Here is a 1,439-nt window from a genome sequence, read left to right as displayed (position 1 = left end):
AGTGGGAGGTAGTGGATAGCTAAGGAGTAGGAGGTAAGGAGACAACGAGAGCAAGACCTATCGGGAAAAACGAAGGCAGGGAAGCAGGGCATTAGAGTAGTCAATGAATACAGGTATAGCTGTAGCTAATCTGGTCAAGACATTTCTCCTCAAAACGTTCAAACGTTCGAACGTCTCTGGATGTCCTAACCGAGGTGACTATGGCCATACCTGCGGCCGTTCACCCATATCTACCCATCTACCCCACAAAAGACTCTTCCCTCAGCTGGCTCTTGCGGTCGTAGTAGGTTTCGTAGAGAATTTCGAACTGGCCGCCGTATTCCTGAATCAGCGCCACCTGGCGTTTGTAGAGGCCGCGAAACAGGTTGGCAAACAGCAGGGTACCGATCGCCACAACCAGCCCAGCGGCAGTAGAAACCAGTGCCTCACTAATGCCGCCCGTCACTGCTCCGGCATTGGCCCCCACATCCCCCAGCTGTAGGGCATCAAAGGAGGCAATTAGACCGAGGATGGTGCCGAGCAGCCCGAGTAGCGGGGCCACGCTAATGATGGTGGCAAAGACGGTGCTAAAACGGCGTAGATGAGGCAGTTCGGCCTGCATAGCGCTGGCCAGCGCCATGTGAAACTGCTTGGGGCTGGCCCCTTCGATTTCGAGGGCTTCTAGAAAAATGCGGGCGATCGGTAGGTTAACGTTCTGCCGCAGCTTCGGGTACACATCCACGGGTGCTTGCCGATAGGTGCGCAGAATATCTTGCATCACCTGACGCTGGCGGCGATTTAGCCGCACCCAAAAAATTAGCCGCTCAATGATCAGCGCGATCGCAATCAGTGAAAACACCAGCAACGGCCACATGACGATGCCGCCTGCGGCAAAGATACTGCTCATAATCAATCCTTGTCGTAAGTTCCCGGTTTCAGACGCCTACGACACCCGTAGCTGAGTAGACAAAACCGAGTTATTGCAAATCACTGTCAAATGCATTGAGCCTGATCCCGGTGTCATTGTCAAGATCTTATAGGGAATAGATCCTGATAGTATGTGGATGGAGAAAACCATCCTAGGACGGCTTAAGGCTTTATATCGCTTGAGATTCTTGTCAGGAAAGGGGTCTAGCATTTATCCTTATTCTGCTCTGCTCTCCACTCAAACCATTAGTCAAAGTCAGCGCCCCAAGCTGGTCGGATGTATTGTCAGTAGTTTCTGACTTAGTTCACACTGTCTCTCAACTACGTTGAGGCGGGGTCATGATTTACCATTATTCGGACAGTGCCCATGAGCCTTTCTAACCTTTGCTTTGAACAACACGAGCAAGACCAGGCCAGGCTGCGAAAGCTTCTGCTTTGGGGGCTTTTGGGGTCGGTAGGGGTACATGCGATCGCCTTTGGCCTCAGCCAGCTCAACCCTAGGCGCAACTATGACGCGATCGCCCCAATTGAAC

The 1,439-nt window shown here is 52.5% G+C and carries 1 protein-coding gene; it reads right to left on the bottom strand.

Annotated elements, in window-relative coordinates; all coding sequences use genetic code 11:
* Nucleotides 1–238: 238 nt before the first annotated feature.
* A complete protein-coding gene (locus IQ273_RS33130) occupies nt 239–886 on the bottom strand; it encodes a MotA/TolQ/ExbB proton channel family protein (protein ID WP_194027310.1) in 648 nt (215 codons plus the stop codon).
* Nucleotides 887–1,439 lie beyond the last annotated feature (553 nt).

It is taken from the genome of Nodosilinea sp. LEGE 07298, from assembly GCF_015207265.1.
GTDB lineage: Bacteria > Cyanobacteriota > Cyanobacteriia > Phormidesmidales > Phormidesmidaceae > Nodosilinea.
This window is presented reverse-complemented; position numbering and strand designations above follow the sequence as displayed.

Bases quoted from the DNA above. Each gene is read 5' to 3' on its own strand.
- IQ273_RS33130 (WP_194027310.1), bottom strand. From the start codon at position 886: ATGAGCAGTATCTTTGCCGCAGGCGGCATCGTCATGTGGCCGTTGCTG.